At 44.1% G+C, this 18,996-nt stretch carries 10 protein-coding genes, 2 tRNA genes and 1 riboswitch; of the genes, 6 read left to right on the top strand and 6 right to left on the bottom strand.

Going from position 1 to position 18,996, the window contains the following annotated elements; translation table 11 throughout:
* Together csrD and MSG34_RS17030 are read right to left on the bottom strand one after the other, a co-directional pair.
* Nucleotides 1-2,016, bottom strand: coding sequence for an RNase E specificity factor CsrD (gene csrD, locus MSG34_RS17035; protein WP_248338727.1), 2,016 nt, complete (start codon nucleotides 2,014-2,016; stop codon nucleotides 1-3).
* A 161-nt stretch (nucleotides 2,017-2,177) separates the two neighbouring features.
* Entirely contained in the window at nucleotides 2,178-2,735 is a 558-nt protein-coding gene (locus tag MSG34_RS17030; RefSeq protein ID WP_017061342.1) for a single-stranded DNA-binding protein, read from the bottom strand.
* 278 nt (nucleotides 2,736-3,013) lie between these two features.
* Here MSG34_RS17030 and MSG34_RS17025 point away from each other — a divergent pair, with 278 nt between their 5' ends.
* The 4 genes from MSG34_RS17025 to MSG34_RS17010 all read left to right on the top strand — a co-directional run bounded on the left by MSG34_RS17025 (nucleotide 3,014) and on the right by MSG34_RS17010 (nucleotide 9,532).
* Nucleotides 3,014-3,661 carry a LuxR C-terminal-related transcriptional regulator gene (locus MSG34_RS17025; RefSeq protein WP_248338725.1) on the top strand — a complete coding sequence of 216 codons (648 nt, stop codon included), beginning with the start codon at nucleotides 3,014-3,016 and terminating at the stop codon, nucleotides 3,659-3,661.
* A gap of 157 nt (nucleotides 3,662-3,818) precedes the next feature.
* On the top strand, nucleotides 3,819-4,691 hold the full coding sequence (gene galU / locus MSG34_RS17020) for a UTP--glucose-1-phosphate uridylyltransferase GalU (protein ID WP_248338723.1): 873 nt from the start codon (nucleotides 3,819-3,821) through the stop codon (nucleotides 4,689-4,691).
* A 149-nt stretch (nucleotides 4,692-4,840) separates the two neighbouring features.
* Nucleotides 4,841-7,672 (top strand): excinuclease ABC subunit UvrA, encoded by a 2,832-nt coding sequence (uvrA, locus tag MSG34_RS17015; RefSeq protein WP_248338720.1) that lies wholly within the window; start codon nucleotides 4,841-4,843, stop codon nucleotides 7,670-7,672.
* A gap of 96 nt (nucleotides 7,673-7,768) precedes the next feature.
* Nucleotides 7,769-9,532, top strand: a complete 1,764-nt coding sequence (locus MSG34_RS17010) for a PglL family O-oligosaccharyltransferase (protein WP_248338717.1) — start codon at nucleotides 7,769-7,771, stop codon at nucleotides 9,530-9,532.
* 104 nt (nucleotides 9,533-9,636) lie between these two features.
* On the opposite strand, the gene MSG34_RS17005 is transcribed toward MSG34_RS17010, so the two are convergent.
* Nucleotides 9,637-10,776: an alanine--glyoxylate aminotransferase family protein gene (locus MSG34_RS17005; RefSeq protein WP_248338715.1), complete on the bottom strand. Its 1,140-nt coding sequence runs from the start codon at nucleotides 10,774-10,776 to the stop codon at nucleotides 9,637-9,639.
* Between the two features lie 176 nt (nucleotides 10,777-10,952).
* Nucleotides 10,953-11,130: riboswitch (Lysine riboswitch) on the top strand.
* 108 nt (nucleotides 11,131-11,238) lie between these two features.
* On the opposite strand from MSG34_RS17005, the gene lysC reads away from it, so the two are divergent.
* Nucleotides 11,239-12,606 (top strand): lysine-sensitive aspartokinase 3, encoded by a 1,368-nt coding sequence (lysC, locus tag MSG34_RS17000; protein ID WP_248338713.1) that lies wholly within the window; start codon nucleotides 11,239-11,241, stop codon nucleotides 12,604-12,606.
* A gap of 115 nt (nucleotides 12,607-12,721) precedes the next feature.
* Here lysC and metH read toward each other — a convergent pair whose 3' ends face one another.
* A complete protein-coding gene (gene metH, locus MSG34_RS16995) occupies nucleotides 12,722-16,399 on the bottom strand; it encodes a methionine synthase (RefSeq protein ID WP_248338711.1) in 3,678 nt (1,225 codons plus the stop codon).
* A 169-nt stretch (nucleotides 16,400-16,568) separates the two neighbouring features.
* Between metH and MSG34_RS16990 the strand changes: the two genes are divergently transcribed.
* Nucleotides 16,569-17,849: a sodium:proton antiporter gene (locus tag MSG34_RS16990; protein WP_017061334.1), complete on the top strand. Its 1,281-nt coding sequence runs from the start codon at nucleotides 16,569-16,571 to the stop codon at nucleotides 17,847-17,849.
* 821 nt (nucleotides 17,850-18,670) lie between these two features.
* Here the strand turns inward: MSG34_RS16990 and MSG34_RS16985 are convergent.
* Nucleotides 18,671-18,747, bottom strand: a tRNA-Trp gene (locus tag MSG34_RS16985).
* Between the two features lie 59 nt (nucleotides 18,748-18,806).
* Nucleotides 18,807-18,883: transfer RNA gene (locus MSG34_RS16980), tRNA-Asp, on the bottom strand.
* Nucleotides 18,884-18,996 lie beyond the last annotated feature (113 nt).

Here is an 18,996-nt window from a genome sequence, read left to right as displayed (position 1 = left end):
TTAACTACTACTCTTACGCCATCGATTTCTTCGTCCAACTTTGACAACAGATTCCGCTTTCGCGGCCTTTTCTGCTTGATTAGGCAAAGGGATAATTTGTTGTTCTTCGTCGAAATATCTCCCTTGATAGCCGTTAATGCCTAACTCTATCAAGGTATTCTTTTCTTGTTTTGTCTCGACTCCAACAGCAATAACTTGAGTTGGAGAATCACCGCACGCCCCAATTAAGCTTCGAACAAACAGTTGGTTCTCATGCCTTTGATCGATTTTCTTAATTAGGCTTCGATGAAGCTTAATATAATTAACCTTCAAATCCTTGATGTAGTGAGTGCTAACAATGGTTCGTCCAGCTTGGCCGACCACAACTTTACACCCTAAACCCCGCAGCATCTTTGCCACCGGTCTCATATAATCAAGATGAGCAATCAAGTGCCCTTCTGGGAACTCAAAAGAAAGCTGAGAGCGGTGCTGAGCAGAGAGCTGCAACAACTCACTCCTAAACCACTTAAAGTGCTGTTTATTAGCAAACGGGGTAACATTCAGATTCACCGAATAGTTAATCGATTGAGTTGATTCTTTCAGCGATTTCAACACAACCTTTAGAACCGATTGGTCCATTTGAGCTTGATAACCCACTTGCTCTACCGCAGGCATAAATCGAGACGATTTCAATAAACCTTTCTCAGGATCCTGAATTCTAGTAAATATTTCTCTATGTAATTCATTAGCTTGACCAGATTCCGGCATAAGATAACACCGCTGAGCAAAGATTACTAAATTTTCAGGAAGCAGCGCTTTATCAAGTAATGTTCTCCAACGAACACTGCCTCTATCAAGCTCATTCTTATTCTCTTTCGGGTAACGGCTCCAGTTATTAATACGTTCTAACTGAGCGCTCTTTAATGCTGTTTCCGTTTCATCCATGATCTGACTATGGCGCTCACCTTCGGTATACATAGTTACGCCAATATGACACCAGTTATCCGACTCCAAAGGCTCTGGCGGGGTTAGCTTATCTAACTGCCTTAAACACTGAGCTGCCAAGGTTGCAATATCTTTTGCGCCCTGATGAGGGATAAATACAGCAAAGTCCGCTTCGTAATAGCGAGAAAAGATGACATCTGGATAACGCTGAACGATATTCGACAGTACTTCACCGACTTCGATAATAAAGCCATCAGTGGTTTGCTTGTCGTTAGCGTCACTAACTTGCTCCCATTCGTCGATACGTATCAGTAACACACCGCCTCGTGCGCCACTTTCATGCAGTGCCGATTCCAGCTTATTATCGAATAAAACTCGGTTTGCCGTTCCTGTAAGTTTATCTAGGAAGGTATGGGTACGAATAAAGGTATCAAAGCGACTTCGCTCTTGACGAGCATCTTGCAGCTCTTCGATCAAGACATCTAAGGCTTCACTTGCGGTATAAGGCCACTCTCGCTCATCTCCCTTTGCATGAGCTTCAACCTGACCGGCCAAGATCATTCTTCCTCGCTCTTCCAAAATCTCAGAACCCATGAGTTGCTCTTTCAACCAACGAACACCGCGAGCAAGACAGAAGAGGACCAATGCGACAGCCAAAGTAATTGACCACATAGCTTCCATTGAGTAGTTGTAGCCAATATAAGGAGGAAGCGCTTTAAATTCGATTCGGTAGCCTTCATTACGCTCTAAAATGAAGCTTTTCTCATAAAGACGATTGGGATCAATTTGTGGGGAGGTATCTTTGAAACGATAAACGATGCCGGTCTTATTCGAGAGTTTCATCTCAATAATATTGCTCGCCTGCAACATTTTAGGCATCCAGCGCTGCATTGAATACGCGGCGTCGGGGTCTTCCATCTCTTTATCTACAACGTCGACAATGCCAACCAAATAATGGTCTAAATATTCCTGTCCAATACGCTTAAAGGAAAGTGTGCCACCAATAAAAAGAATGAACATCGCGCTGATCACTATCACGGTGACAAATGCGACCAATCGAGTGCTCAATTTTAGTGTCGGGGTATATCTCATGAATAACGAAATCCTTTTCAACTCACATTATACCGTATTGCTACTTATACTATAAATTGACGTTGTAAATAAAGCGTTAAGAATTGTAGGTAACAAAAAGCCGCGATGAACGCGGCTTTTTCCAATTTAATACTGTCTTTATAATATATTAAAAACAGGGCTTAAAATGGGATGTCATCATCAAAATCCATTGGCGGCTCATTATATTGAGGTTGAGCCTGCTGAGGAGCTTGTTGAGGTGCTTTTGGCTGCTGTTGAGCTGGAGCACTGTATTGTTGTTGCTGCTGTTGTGGCTGCTGTGGCTGACCCCAACCACCTTGCTGTTGGTTGTTACCCATGCCACCTTGAGCAGGAGCACCACCTTGAGCACGGCCGCCAAGCATTTGCATTACACCATTGAAGCCTTGAACAACCACTTCTGTTGTGTAACGATCTTGACCGCTTTGATCTTGCCATTTACGAGTTTGAAGTTGACCTTCAATGTAAACTTGAGAACCTTTACGTAGGTACTCACCAGCAACTTCCGCTAACTTGCCAAACAGAGCAACACGGTGCCATTCTGTTTTTTCACGCTGCTCACCAGTTGCTTTATCACGCCATGACTCTGACGTTGCAATGGTAATGTTCGCTACTGCGCCGCCATTTGGCATGTAACGAATTTCAGGGTCATTACCTAGGTTACCCACTAATATAACTTTGTTAACTCCACGGCTAGCCATGATTTGCTCCGTCTAAATTCATAGTCTCAGAAAATTTTAGCGCACAAGAATAGCATGCTTTTCTGCAGTGATAAATCGCATTCCTATTCTCTCCTCACTACAAAGAATAAAAACGTAACAAATCATGATATTCAGAGCGATGTTGCTTTTTTCTCCACTTACAAACCACTCATTTACTTTGATAATTGATATTCAACGCAAGTCACTATCAAGGCGCTAGAGAAGCGAAAGCCTGCATGACAACGTGGAATCTAATCCCACTCAAACAGGACGTTTCAATGAGAAAATCAAGATACGCTCGCACTTTACACTTTCTGTGCATCGACCCAAACGATACCTATCTACATGTAAAAGAGATAGAAAAGCATTTATCTATTATTCTCTACAAAATGACACCCGACGAATTAATGCTAGTTGATAGAAAGCAGAGTAACCGGATCTTACTCATTGATTACAGAGAGGTGCCACAACTACTGATTATTTGTCCTAACCTGACTGTTATGTGGAAAAACCATGAGATCATCTTGTTTAATGTCCCTCAGCAACTTCCTACATCTGAGCTTCTTACCTATGGTGTACTAAAAGGGCTTTTTTACAACACCGAGCAAAAGGACAAGATTGCACGTGGTCTTCAAGAAGTCATAGATGGTGAGAACTGGCTGCCTAGGAAGGTAACCAATCAACTGCTGTTTTATTATCGTAATATGGTCAATACCAACACCACACCAACCAATGTCGATTTAACCATTCGCGAGATCCAGGTAATCCGCTGCCTTCAATCAGGTTCATCAAACACACAAATTGCCGATGACTTGTTTATTAGTGAGTTCACGGTTAAATCTCACCTTTATCAGATATTCCGTAAGTTGGCGGTCAAAAATAGAGTTCAAGCCATTGCTTGGGCCAACCAGAACCTGCTTGCATAATCGCTCCGCATCTTAGTCTGACGATAATTTTGAGGGAAGCTCTAGAAAACCATGGCTATTGTTGCTGAATTTTCGACATAACTTGTGCTAGAGTTGCCCTCAGAAATATCAACCACTCAGGTTGAATCAATAACTATTATAGATAAAGGGTCTTATCATGATCAAAAAGTGCCTTTTCCCGGCAGCTGGCTACGGTACACGTTTCTTACCTGCAACTAAGTCCATGCCAAAAGAAATGATGCCTGTAGTAAACAAACCTCTGATTGAATACGGTGTAGAGGAAGCTATCGAAGCTGGTATGGATGGAATGTGCATAGTTACTGGCCGTGGCAAACATTCACTGATGGATCACTTTGATAAAAACTACGAGCTGGAACACCAAATTAGCGGCACCAATAAAGAAGATTTGCTGTTCAATATTCGTGAGACGATTGAAGCGGCAAACTTCACCTACATTCGCCAACGTGAAATGAAAGGCCTTGGGCATGCTATTTTAACGGGTCGCGAGCTTGTAGGCGATGAACCATTCGCCGTTGTACTTGCCGATGACCTTTGTGTGAACGAACAACAAGGCGTGCTGGCTCAGATGGTTGCGCTATACAAACAGTTCCGCTGCTCAATTGTTGCAGTACAAGAAGTACCTGAAGAAGAAACTCACAAGTACGGTGTTATCTCTGGCGAAATGATCAAAGGTGACCTTTTCCGTGTTGATGACATGGTCGAAAAACCAGAGCAAGGCACAGCGCCAAGCAACCTAGCGATCATCGGTCGTTATATTCTGACTCCGGATATCTTTGAATTGATCGAGCAGACTGAGCCAGGCAAAGGCGGCGAAATCCAGATCACTGATGCATTGCTAAAACAAGCAAAATCAGGCTGTGTATTGGCTTACAAATTTAAAGGCCAACGTTTTGACTGTGGTAGTGTTGAAGGCTATATCGAAGCAACAAACTACTGCTTCGAAAACCTATACAAGAAAGACCAGCAGCAAATCGAGCTAGGTAAACACTCGACCAAGAAAGAAGCATAACGACTGGTTTATCACTAACGTTACTGATTTTAGAAAGGGCGACTCTTTGAGTCGCCCTTTTTGTTTACTGTTTTTTTATCCAGTAAAACTTTGCACAAATCTCACTCTATGTAATACTTTAGCCACTTAAAATTACATGGTCTATTGAGATGAATAAAATAGAAATTAGAGGCGCTCGTACGCATAACCTCAAAGACGTTAACCTAACCATTCCACGTGACAAACTGACTGTCATCACCGGATTATCAGGGTCAGGAAAGTCGTCACTTGCGTTTGACACACTCTACGCAGAAGGTCAGCGTCGTTATGTTGAGTCTCTGTCTGCTTACGCTCGTCAATTTCTATCTCTTATGGAAAAGCCTGATGTCGACCATATTGAAGGCCTGTCTCCAGCTATCTCAATAGAACAAAAATCGACTTCACATAACCCTCGCTCAACCGTCGGTACCATTACCGAAGTCTATGACTACCTTAGATTATTGTATGCGCGAGTTGGCGAACCTCGCTGTCCTGATCACAACATCCCTCTAGCTGCGCAAACCATCAGTCAAATGGTCGACAAGGTATTAGAATTGCCTGAAGGCTCAAAGATGATGTTAATGGCACCGATTGTCAAAGAGCGCAAAGGTGAGCATGTGAAAACACTGGAAAACCTCGCTGCGCAAGGTTTTATCCGTGCCCGAATTGATGGTGAAACCTGTGATCTATCCGATCCACCAGCACTTGAACTTCATAAGAAGCACACCATTGAAGTTGTGGTTGACCGATTTAAGGTACGCCCAGATCTACAACAACGCTTAGCAGAATCGTTTGAAACAACACTGGAGCTCTCTGGCGGTATTGCGGTTGTTGGCTGGATGGACGAAACAGATCAAGAAGAAATCGTATTCTCCGCTAACTTCGCCTGTCCTAAATGTGGTTACAGCATGCAAGAGCTTGAGCCTCGCCTGTTCTCATTTAATAACCCGGCAGGAGCCTGTGGTACGTGTGATGGTCTTGGTGTTCAACAATACTTTGATCCAAGCCGAGTGATTTTAGATGAGAACCTAAGCATTGCTGAAGGTGCGATCAAAGGTTGGGATCAAAAGAACTACTACTATTTCCAGATGCTAACATCGTTGTCAGAGCATTATGGTTTTGATCTGTATGCGCCATTTAATTCTCTACCGAAGAAGACTCAAGAGATCATTCTAAAAGGTTCAGGTCGTACTGAAGTGGAATTCAAGTACATCAATGACCGAGGTGATATTCGAGTTAAGCGTCATCCATTCGAGGGAATATTAAATACCTTAGAGCGCCGTTACCGTGATACTGAATCTAGCGCGGTGCGTGAAGATCTTGCCAAATATATCTCAACGAAATCGTGTTCTAGCTGTGATGGCACTCGCCTGAGACTAGAAGCTCGCAATGTTTTCATTGGTGATACCACACTGCCAGAAATCGTTGAACTGAGCATTGCTGACGCACTACAATTTTTCCAAGAATTGAAGCTAGACGGTCAGCGTGGGCAGATCGCAGATAAAGTGATGAAAGAGATCAATGATCGTCTGCATTTCTTAGTCAACGTAGGTTTAAACTACCTTAACCTATCACGCAGTGCTGAAACGCTGTCTGGTGGTGAAGCGCAAAGGATTCGTTTGGCGAGCCAAATCGGTGCCGGTTTAGTTGGCGTTATGTATGTACTGGATGAGCCATCAATTGGTCTCCATCAACGCGATAATGAACGTCTACTGCAAACCTTAATTCACCTTAGAGACTTAGGTAATACCGTGCTTGTTGTGGAACATGACGAAGATGCAATTCGTTGTGCTGACCATGTTATCGATATCGGTCCAGGGGCAGGTGTTCATGGTGGTCACGTGGTTGCAGAAGGCACCATGCAAGACATCATCGACAACCCGAACTCTTTGACAGGTCAATACCTAAGCGGTGCTAAAGAAATTGCAATACCTGACAAGAGAACGCCTATCGACAAGAAAAAGGTCGTAGAGATCGTTGGCGCAACAGGGAACAACCTAAAGAATGTGACCGCGACGATTCCTGTTGGCTTGTTCAGCTGTATTACGGGTGTATCAGGTTCGGGTAAATCAACACTTATCAACGATACCTTCTTTAAAGTCGCCCACACTCAATTAAACGGTGCCACGACTGCAGTTCCGGCACAGCACCAAAAGATTAAAGGGTTAGAGCATTTTGATAAGGTGATCGACATAGACCAAAGCCCTATAGGTCGTACTCCAAGATCAAACCCTGCAACTTATACAGGTATTTTCACCCCTATTCGTGAACTATTCGCGGGCACACAAGAGTCACGTTCTCGTGGTTACAAGCCAGGTCGATTCAGTTTTAACGTTCGAGGTGGTCGTTGTGAGGCTTGTCAGGGCGATGGCGTAATCAAGGTAGAGATGCACTTCTTACCCGATGTGTATGTGCCTTGTGATGTGTGTAAAGGTAAGCGCTATAACCGTGAGACTCTAGAGGTCCGCTACAAGGGGAAAACCATTGACGAAGTTCTAGAGATGACTGTGGAAGATGCTCGAGAATACTTCAACCCTGTGCCTGTTATCGCTCGTAAGCTGCAAACATTGATGGATGTTGGCCTTTCCTACATTCGCCTTGGACAAGCGGCAACAACCTTGTCTGGCGGTGAAGCGCAACGTGTTAAGTTGGCGCGTGAACTGTCTAAACGAGACACGGGGAAAACCTTATACATTCTGGATGAGCCAACAACAGGTCTTCATTTCCACGATATCCAACAGCTGTTAACGGTACTACATAGATTGCGTGATCACGGTAATACGGTTGTCGTGATTGAGCACAACCTAGATGTCGTTAAAACAGCAGACTGGATCCTAGATCTTGGCCCAGAAGGTGGGCAAGGTGGTGGTGAGATTGTTGCAGAAGGTACACCTGAAGATGTGGCGTTAGTCGAAGGTTCACACACTGCTCGCTTCCTTAAGCCTATGTTAAATTTGAAGTAGGTGTAAAATAGCGCCCTGCGAGCAGACAGAAAAATGTTAAAGTAACAGAGCTTGTTTCAAAAGGAACAAGCTCTGTTTTTATAAGGTTAGGGATTTATGGCAACAATACACACTAGCGGAACCCAGCTAGAAAATCAGGTCACTCAGCTACCGCTCAACAAAGCATTTCTGGCTTCTTTAGCTGTTGTATTCTTGTTAGCCATGCATTTTTTCATGCCTAACCCTGGAGGCTCGGGCCTTGCTCTATCCTTTAACCCTACCACTTGGCTGGCGCTAAGCTTCACGCTAGCAATTGGCTTTTACCAACTCGCGACCAATCGAGTACTCAAGTATTCCAAATTAACGATTGGTTTATTGATTAGCTGCATCATACTCACGCTACCCATGTTATACAGCAATGCTGCACCTCAAGGAGCGTCAGGACGCTTGATTGGATTATGGGCAGGCTTTGCATTATTTGTAGTGTTGCAGCAATTTAAGTTCAGCAATAAACACAAGCAGCGCATGTTGTGGTTCATTGTGCTTGCTGTGGTTATACAAGCACTGTTTGGCTATGTGCAATATTTCTTATTAGAGCCTGGTAACCTATTCGGCTACAACACAGCGGCAAACCGACCATATGGGATATTTCAACAACCGAATGTAATGGCAAGCTTTCTTGCTACTGGTTTTGTGCTGTCCGCTTACCTTTTAGCAAGACAGCCAGCTAAATATAATCACAAAATTAGCGAATCATTCCTACTGTATTTAACTCCAACCTTAACTGTGCCTTTGCTAATAATTATTGCGTCACGTACAGGATGGTTGGCCGCCGCAATTGGGTTTGTCTGCATTCTGCCTTATCTATACAAGTTCTCGACTAAGAAGCGCTTCTACGGATGGTGTGCATCAGTGCTCGTCGGTGTCGTCGTCGCTTTTACGGTGATCAGCCTAAGTGCTACAGATAGTGTCGCTAGCAAGAAAGCGAACCTAGAAAGCCCGCGTGCTTATACGTTCCCACAAGCTCTAGATATGATGATTGAAAAGCCATTCACAGGTTATGGTTACGGGAAATTTGAGTCTGAATACACGCTATATACGGCTCGCCAACATCAACTCAACTCGAACTATCACCCAGGTCTTCCTTCAATGGATCACCCGCACAATGAGTTCCTGTTTTGGGGGGTAGAAGGGGGAATAGTACCAATCATCGGGATCTTGATTGCTGCAATATTGGTGATGTCACGCATAGCAAGTTCTGCAAAGGGAACGCGTCTAGCCCTGCTCGCTTTATTTATCCCGATCCTGTTGCACTCTCAACTTGAGTATCCTTTTTACCACTCAGCGATTCACTGGATAACATTCATTATATTGATTTACTGGGTCGATCAGCGCTCTTCCCGACATTATCAAAAGCCGTTCAGTACCATCAGCAAGACCCTGTTTAGAGTGTCGAGCTTAGTGCTCCCTATTTTGGTCAGTTTTTATATGTTGAGCGCCCTGCACACCAACTACGTACTGACTAAGTTTGAACTGTCTAAGCCTAAAAACCCGGACATTCTTAAGCAGGTAACGAACCCAGTGGTGTGGAAAGATCGCTACGACTGGGACATATACAGCACTTACCTTAATATTGGTCTCTACAAAGCCGACCCGAGCCTTATACAGCCTTACATCGATTGGTCACTGGAGATCATTAAGAGCAAACCAAGACCGGCTTTCTACAGCAACCTGATTCTGGCGTATCAAGGCCTAGGTGAAGAAAGTAAGGCAGAGCAAATTCGTAGCGAAGCGAACTTTTTATTCCCTAACAGAGACTTTTCAGAGGTTCAGTATAAGAAAGTGTCACAAGCAGAAGATAACGTTTCGTCTGCTGAATAATATTTAGACCTCACAACTAAAATATCATTTAGGAGCCTGGGGGTAGATACAAAAAAGCGCACGTTCTCTCGTGCGCTTTTCTTTTTAATTTCAGTTTATTGCAGCTATTTCAAAACATCTTTTAGCGCTTTTAGACACAACGCGACATTCTCTTTACGAGCGCCGTAGCCCATTAGGCCGATACGCCATGTCTTACCAGCCAAAGAACCTAACCCAGCACCGATTTCAAGGTTATATTCTTCTAAAAGCTGCGTTCTGATCTTAGCCTCATCAATTCCTTCAGGGAAATACAGCGCGTTAAGCTGAGGAAGGCGACTCTCTTCATCAACCACAAACTTTAACCCTAGAGCTTCTACACCGTCTTTAAGCTCTTGGTGCATTGCATGATGACGAGACCACGCATTATCTAGGCCTTCATTTTTCAACAAAACCAGCGACTCATGCAGAGCATAGAGGCTATTTACAGGTGCAGTATGGTGGTAACTACGCTTACCTTCTCCACTCCAATAACCTAGTACTAAACTTTGATCCAAGAACCAGCTTTGCACTGGTGCTTGGCGGGCTTTCATTTTATCAACAGCGCGCTGAGAGAAAGTCACCGGAGATAGCCCTGGCACACAAGACAGACACTTTTGGCTGCCAGAATAAACCGCATCAAGCTGCCACTCATCAACCAGCAATGGCACACCACCTAACGATGTCACCGCATCAACAATCGTTAACGCATCAAACTGGCGAGCGGCAGCAGAGATAGCTTGAGCATCAGATAGCGCTCCGGTTGATGTCTCTGCATGCACAAATGCAACAGCAACGGCATCGGGATTTTCTGCCAATGCTTGTTCTATCTTTTTAACGGAAACGGGCTTGCCCCATTCGTCATCAACAAGGATGGCTTCGCCACCACAACGCACCACGTTTTCTCGCATACGCTCACCAAAGACACCGTTACGACAAACAATCACCTTTTCACCAGGCTCAATCAAGTTAACAAAACAGGTCTCCATACCTGCGCTACCCGGCGCAGAAACGGCAATCGTAAATTCATTTTCCGTTTGGAAAGCGTATTTAAGAAGTTGTTTAAGCTCGTCCATCATCGCAATAAACAGCGGATCTAAATGACCTATGGTAGGACGGCTCAAAGCCTGTAGCACTTGAGGCGAGATATCAGAAGGACCTGGTCCCATTAACGTTCGGTGTGGTGGATAAAAGCTATCGATAGCAGTAGTGAGTGTTAAATTAGACATGTACATCCCTTACGTTAATGTTGTGAACAATCCACCCTAAAGCAAATTGATTACCTCAGCAATTAGCCATAAGTATTGAGGTCAAACCACTGTCACATAATTGTTAAAATTATTTTTCAATTATCTCAAGTTACGGATTGACATTGTTACCACAAAAACGTTCAATGAAACGGCTATCTAGCAGAAGAGGAGCACTGCCCAGGCAGATGTTTTGTGGAACCGCATTTCCAATACAAAACATTTATGGGGAGCAGTGCCGAGATAATAAAAGTATGCAGGACCTTTATTATCGGTTGAGCGGGCTGAATCCCGTCAACTGTCGCCATTTCTATATGGTGAAGAGCTTCTGAGGTTACTATTCTAATAATTCCTCTCTTTTTGCTCTAAAACTCTCTTCGAAAAACATCGGACGTTGGATTACCCAACCGTAATTTTATTTTAGGAAGTCGTGGGAGATATATCGTGAGTGCATCTAATGTAGCTGGTTCTTTTAATGTCGCTAAGTTTGGTGGAACAAGTGTTGCCAACTTTGAAGCAATGAGCCGTTGTGCTACCATTATTGAAAACAACTCAAACACGAAACTGGTCGTGAGTAGTGCATGCTCTGGTGTCACTAACTTGTTGGTTGAACTGGCAAATGGTGTTCAAGACAAAGCTCGTCGTCAGGAACTAATGGCGCAATTAGCGGACATTCATAACGCAATTCTTGACCAACTCGCAGATCCAATCAGCATCGAAAAAGAAGTCCACAGCATTCTTGATGACATTGCGAGCGCTGCAGAGGCCGCATCATTCCAAACAAGCACTAAACTGACGGATCACCTTGTCGCATGCGGCGAGTTGATGTCGACACACATCTTGGCTCAGATCATCTCTGAACGAGGCACTCCTGCTGTTCGCTTTGATATCAGAGATGTGATGCGTACTAATGATGATTTTGGTAAAGCCGAACCTCAACTAGAAGATATTGCCGCTCTAGCGCAAGAGAAACTTATTCCACTTTGCCAACAACAAGTTGTCGTTACCCAAGGTTTTATTGGTGCTGATAGTGAAGGCAACACCACGACTTTAGGCCGCGGTGGCAGTGATTACTCAGCAGCACTGATTGCCGAATCTGTACAGGCGATTGGCTTAGAAATCTGGACGGATGTTCCGGGTATCTACACCACTGACCCTCGTATTGCACCTAAAGCCTCTCCTATCCCAGAGATCAGCTTTAGTGAAGCATCGGAAATGGCAAACTTTGGTGCGAAGATCTTGCACCCATCAACTCTAGTACCTGCACTACGCTACCAAATACCGGTATTTGTCGGCTCTTCTAAAACGCCAGAGTTAGGTGGTACTTGGATTCGCCAACAAGTTGAGAGCTCCCCTCTATTTAGAGCGCTTGCCCTACGCTGCAACCAAACTATGGTTACGCTACGCAGTGCTAACATGTTCCATGCCTATGGCTTTTTGGCAAAGGTATTCGAGATCCTTGCTAAACATAAGATCTCTGTCGATCTTATCACCACCTCAGAGATCAGTGTGTCACTTACTCTCGATCAAACAGACACATCAGGTGGTGCTCCTGAGTTACCGGAAGCCGCTCGCCTTGAGCTTGAAGAGCTGTGTTCTGTCGATATTGAACACGACCTATGCCTTGTTGCACTTATTGGTAACAACATGAGTGAAAGCAAAGGCTATGCAAAGCAGGTATTCGGCACTCTTGAAGATTTCAACCTACGCATGATTTGTTACGGAGCAAGCCCACATAACTTGTGCTTCTTATTGGATGAATCTGTTTCTAAGCTGGCGATTCAAAAACTTCATCAAGAATTATTTGAGTAGAAAGTCCGTCTATCATCGACAGATAAATAACTAAATCACCGATACAAAAAGGGTTGCTATTAAGCAACCCTTTCTCTTTTTTACTATACGAATCAAAGCTCGTCGTAGATTCAAACTAGTTAATGTTTGGACCTAACCACTTCTCGGCTTCTAACATGTCCCAACCTTTGCGGTCAGCATAGCTATCCACTTGATCCTGTTGAATCTGTGCAATAGCAAAGTATCTAGCATCAGGGTGTGAGAAGTACATACCAGATACTGAAGCACCAGGCCACATCGCGTAGCTTGTCGTTAATGACATATCGATTGCCTTTTCAACATCCATCAGCTCCCACAACGTGCCTTTCTCTGTATGCTCAGGGCAAGCAGGATAACCTGGAGCTGGGCGAATACCTTGGTATTTCTCTCGAATCAAATCGTCGTTAGACAAATCCTCATCTGGTGAGTAGCCCCAAATGTCCTTTCTCACTTCTTTATGCAAGTATTCAGCGAACGCTTCAGCCAATCGGTCAGCAACCGCCTGAATCATAATTGCGTTGTAGTCATCGCCTTTCGCTTTGTATTCATCAGCCAGCTCGCGCTCACCAATACCACCCGTCACCGCAAAGCCACCAATCCAGTCCGCTTTACCACTTTCTTTTGGCGCAATGTAATCTGACAGGCAATAGTTAAAGCCTTTTGGTTTCTCTGTTTGTTGACGAAGGTTGTGTAGAACTTTTAGAACTTCGGTACGAGATTCATCGGTATACACCTCAATATCATCACCAACACTGTTCGCTGGGAACATGGCACACATGCCACGCGCTTCAAGCAGCTTCTCTTTCTCTACGCGATCCAGTAAATCATTGGCATCTTTGAATAAACGTTTTGCCTCTTCACCCACTTCTTCATGGCCCAAAATAGCTGGGTACTTACCAACCAATGACCATGTCATAAAGAATGGAGTCCAATCGATATACTGACGCAAAGTCGCCACATCAAAATCATTGAAGATGTGAACTCCCGGCTTAGCGGGTGCCGGTGGCGTATACGCATCCCAATCGATAGCGACTTTATTGGCACGAGCTCTTTCAAGCGTGACAGGCTTGGTACGAGGCTTCTTACGATTATGCTGATCTCGAACGCGATCGTAATCGATATCCAGCTTCTCAACGAAAGCGGGTTTCAATTCATCAGAAAGTAGTGAAGTACAAACACCCACTGCACGCGAGGCATTATTTACGTATACAACAGGCTCTGAATAATTCTGTTCAATCTTAACTGCTGTGTGAGCTTTAGATGTGGTTGCACCGCCAATCAGAAGAGGCAGCTTGAAACCCTGTCTCTCCATTTCTTTAGCAACGTGTACCATTTCATCAAGAGACGGTGTAATCAGTCCAGACAGGCCAATAATGTCGACATTCTCTTCTTTCGCTACCTTGAGAATCTTCTCACAAGAAACCATCACACCTAAGTCGATAATTTCGTAGTTATTACACTGCAAGACCACACCAACGATATTTTTACCGATATCATGAACGTCACCTTTAACGGTCGCTAACAAAATCTTACCGTTAGTTGCGCCCACTTCTTTGGATGCATTGATGAATGGTTCTAAGTGGGCAACGGCCTGCTTCATCACACGCGCAGACTTTACAACTTGTGGTAAGAACATCTTACCTTCACCAAATAGGTCACCAACAACGTTCATGCCGTCCATTAGAGGACCTTCAATCACTTCAATAGGACGAGAGGCATTAACGCGAGCTTCTTCGGTATCTTCAACAATAAAGTCGGTGATACCTTTTACCAAAGAGTGCTCCAAACGCTTCTCTACAGGCCAAGTACGCCACTCTAATGCAGATTTATCTTCAACCTTACCGACAGCGCGCTCTAGATATTCGGTCGCCATATCCAGCAATCGTTCAGTCGAATCATCACGACGGTTTAGTACGACATCTTCAACAGCATCACGCAGATCTTCTGGAACATTATCGTAAATTTCCAACTGACCAGCGTTTACAATGCCCATATCCATACCGTTTTTAAAACAGTGATACAGGAATACCGCGTGAATAGCCTCGCGGACGTAGTTATTACCGCGGAATGAGAATGAAACATTCGACACGCCACCAGAGATCATCGCATGCGGCAGATCGCGTTTGATGTCCCCTACTGCCTCAATGAAATCAACCGCATAGTTATTATGCTCATCGATACCAGTAGCCACTGCGAAAATATTCGGGTCAAAAATAATATCCTCTGGCGGGAAACCGACTTCATCAACAAGAATGTTGTAGGCATTAGTACATATCTCGACCTTACGCTCTCGAGTATCAGCCTGCCCGACTTCATCAAACGCCATCACGATGACAGCAGCACCATAACGACGAACTAATTTGGCTTGCTCAACAAACTTCTCTTTGCCTTCTTTTAGAGAGATGGAGTTAACGATGCCTTTGCCTTGAATACACTTTAGGCCAGCTTCGATAACTTCCCACTTAGAAGAATCGACCATAACAGGCACTTTCGAGATTTCAGGTTCTGAAGCACACAGATTCAGGAATTTAACCATACACGCCTCGGCGTCTAGCATACCTTCATCCATGTTAATATCGATAATTTGAGCACCATTTTCGACTTGCTCTCGAGCTACACTCAAGGCTTCGTCGTAGAGCTCTTCTTTGATAAGGCGCTTAAAGCGTGCAGAGCCGGTAACATTGGTACGTTCACCCACATTCACGAACAAAGATTCTTTAGCTATCGTCAGTGGCTCTAGTCCCGAAAGACGACAAGAAACTGGTAAGTCTGGCAATTGACGCGGCGTTACACCCTCAACGGCCTCAGCCATTTGACGGATATGCTCTGGAGTAGTACCACAACACCCACCAATTAGGTTCAAGAAGCCACTTTCAGCCCACTCTTTAACATGTTCAGCCATATCCTCAGGAGAAAGGTCATACTCACCAAATGCATTAGGCAAACCCGCATTAGGGTGAGCAGAAACGTTGCACTCTGAGATACGAGACATCTCACCGACATACTCACGCAGTTCATCAGGGCCTAATGCACAGTTCAATCCGAATGAGATAGGTTTTACATGACGAAGGGCGTTGTAGAATGCTTCTGTCGTCTGTCCTGAAAGGGTACGACCCGATGCATCAGTGATGGTACCGGAAATCATTACAGGCAGACTAGTACCTACTTCTTCAAAAACAGATTCAACCGCAAAAGCACACGCTTTTGCGTTTAACGTATCGAAGATAGTTTCAATAAGTATTAAGTCTGAACCGCCCTTAATGAGCGCGCGAGTCGATTCAGAATAAGCTTCAACCAGTTCGTCAAAGCTAACATTACGGTAACCAGGATCGTTTACATCAGGGGATATAGAACAAGTTCGGTTGGTTGGACCTAATACACCCGCGACGAAGCGAGGCTTGTCTGGGGTCTTTGCGGTCCATTCATCAGCTGCTTCACGAGCAAGCTTGGCAGCAGCAAAGTTAATCTCTTCACTAAGACTTTCCATATCATAGTCGGCCATAGCGATGGTTGTAGCGTTAAAGGTATTGGTTTCGAGGATGTCTGCCCCAGCTTCCAAGTATTCTGAATGGATATCTTTGATAAGCTTAGGCTGTGTAAGAACTAAAAGGTCATTGTTGCCCTTCAAGTCACTGTGCCAATCAGCAAAGCGTTCACCACGATAGTCTTGCTCTTCCAATTTATAATCCTGAATCATGGTGCCCATGCCACCATCAATCAGTAAAATTCGTTGCTTCAACAGAGCGTCAATCTTTTGCCTTACATTACTTCCCACGGTACAACCTCATTCCTTTAATTATCCCTCCATCCTATCACACATTAAAAAGGAGTCTAGACGTCTAAAAAAGGAAATTGATTACTGAGTCATGACAAAAAAATGTTTGCTATTTGAGCATGAGACAACGAAAATTCATATTCATACTTTGTTACATGTTGGAATCCCAATGTCGGTCTATTACACCTTATGCTTCTTGTCCGCTGCAGCCATGCTTATTGCTTTCGTTAATACCAAAATTGGTAAAATGCAGACAACCATCGCCATCACAGCTGGCTCAATGATGTTATCTCTATTGATTATCATTGCGGGACAAAACAATTGGTTCCAACTGGCTGACATCGCCTCAGAAACCGTTGCCAGTATCAACTTTGAAGATTTCCTACTAAAGGGAATATTGGGCTTCTTACTCTTTGCCGGTGGTTTAGGGATTAAGTTACCAAATTTAAAAGACCAGAAATGGGAAATAACAGTACTCGCGTTAGGTGCTACGCTGTTTTCAACCTTCTTTATCGGTTTTGTGCTGTACGGGTTCTGTCAGTTCATCGGTATTCAATTTGATCTGATTTACTGCCTACTCTTTGGCTCGCTAATATCTCCAACCGACCCAATCGCCGTGTTAGCAATAGTAAAGAAGCTCGATGCGCCCAGAAGAATCTCTACTCAAATCGAAGGAGAGTCTCTATTTAACGATGGTTTTGGCTTAGTGATCTTCGTAACCCTATTTACTATCGCATTTGGTACAGAAGCACCAACCGTCGGTAGTGTGACCATGCTATTCGTTCAAGAGGCAATTGGCGGCATCGTCTACGGTTTTGTTTTAGGCCTCGTATTCCATTACCTAATCAGCAATACCGATGACCACTCGATGGAGTTGCTATTAACCATCGGCATCCCAACTGCTGGTTATGCGTTTGCTGAAGTTCTACATGTATCAGGTCCATTGGCAATGGTGGTATCAGGTATCATGATTGGTAACTGGACTCGCTTTATCGGATTCTCAAAAGAGAGTGAAGATCACCTAGATCATTTCTGGGAATTGATAGATGAATTCTTAAACGGCGTATTGTTCTTATTGATTGGTATGTCGATGTTGTTATTCAAATTCCACCAAGAAGACTGGATATTAATGGCGTTCGCAGTCCCTCTAGTATTGAGTGCACGTTACTTAAGTGTTTTCTTGTCTTACATCGGATTTAAACGCTTTAGAACTTACAACCCGTGGTCGATTAAGATTCTAACTTGGGGTGGCTTACGCGGTGGCTTAGCTTTAGCCATGGCACTTTCGATCCCTTCAGGTATCTGGGTAATTGAAGACAAAGCAATAGATGTAAAAGAGATAATCCTTGTCATGACATACGCCGTTGTTGTGTTCTCTATTCTAGTTCAAGGCTCAACAATCACTCCTATGATAGAGAAAGCAAAACAAGCAGAGAAAGAGCTAGATTAACACTTAGATAGATCAATCAAGGCCGCCTACTTTAGGTGGCCTTTTTTACACCTAATGAAAGTCAAACTCACCAATTCCCACACTGAAGCTATAGCTGAAAGGTATACGTGGAATATAGAACTTATATCGATATTTGATACCGCTAGTATTTAAGCAATTGAAAGCATTAATGTGGGTGGCTAGAACTCTTTAAGGAGCTTAAGTCATACAGAGAATTAGTTCTTCTGCCCACTCGCTAGTCTACCCAATAACCCACTCTCAAGTTATATAAGCTTCAATCGAAAGGCTTCACCTTTCACCTGGAAACAAAAGTAACGGGACTCAACGTCTCGCTAGAATAGCGTTAGTTATTAACAGGACTACGGAGCTAGATGAGTGGTGAACAGAAAGCTTTAGCTTTGAACTAAGTCATTAAATACAGCAAGGCTGCACTAAATCAGTGTTCGATAGAGATAGCTAAAGGAACACTTGGTACTTCTAGTGATACTTGTAAAAATGACAGGAATAAAAAGCGCTAGCATTTCTGCCGAGACGTGCAGCCTAGAGTCTTAAATATGGCAAGGCTGGAATGAGCAGGCACTCCGGAGATTCGAGCACGCAGGTGAGCTAGGAGCTCCTAGTTATCCCACATTACTTCGTAGAAGCAACAGACGTAAAAAAGCCCCAGCATTTCTGCTGAGGCTTAGTATATAGAAGGGTTGGAGGTTTAGACTCTCAACACGCGCGGTTTTGGTAAGTCGGAGAATCCACTGCTTAACTAATGGCGTATATTGGATTCAGAAAGCAAAAAGGCTCTAGCATTTCTGCTAGAGCCTTAAATATGGCAGGGGTGGAGAGATTCGAACTCCCAACACGCGGATTTGGAATCCGCTGCTCTGCCAATTGGAGCTACACCCCTAAAACTTTCATTACTTCAGATTCGAAAAAACCTCGCACTAGGCGAGGTTATCGAATAAGTGGCGGAGTGGACGGGACTCGAACCCGCGACCCCCGGCGTGACAGGCCGGTATTCTAACCAACTGAACTACCACTCCGCAGTGGAATACTTGTCGTCGCTGACAAGTGTTCAAATTTAAAGCCTGGCGATGTCCTACTCTCACATGGGGAAGCCCCACACTACCATCGGCGCTATTGTGTTTCACTTCTG

It is taken from the genome of Vibrio sp. 1CM2L, from assembly GCF_023161695.1.
GTDB classification, from domain to species: Bacteria; Pseudomonadota; Gammaproteobacteria; order Enterobacterales; family Vibrionaceae; genus Vibrio; species Vibrio coralliirubri.
Note: the sequence above shows the minus strand (reverse complement) of the source record. Positions and strands in the feature narration are given on the sequence as shown.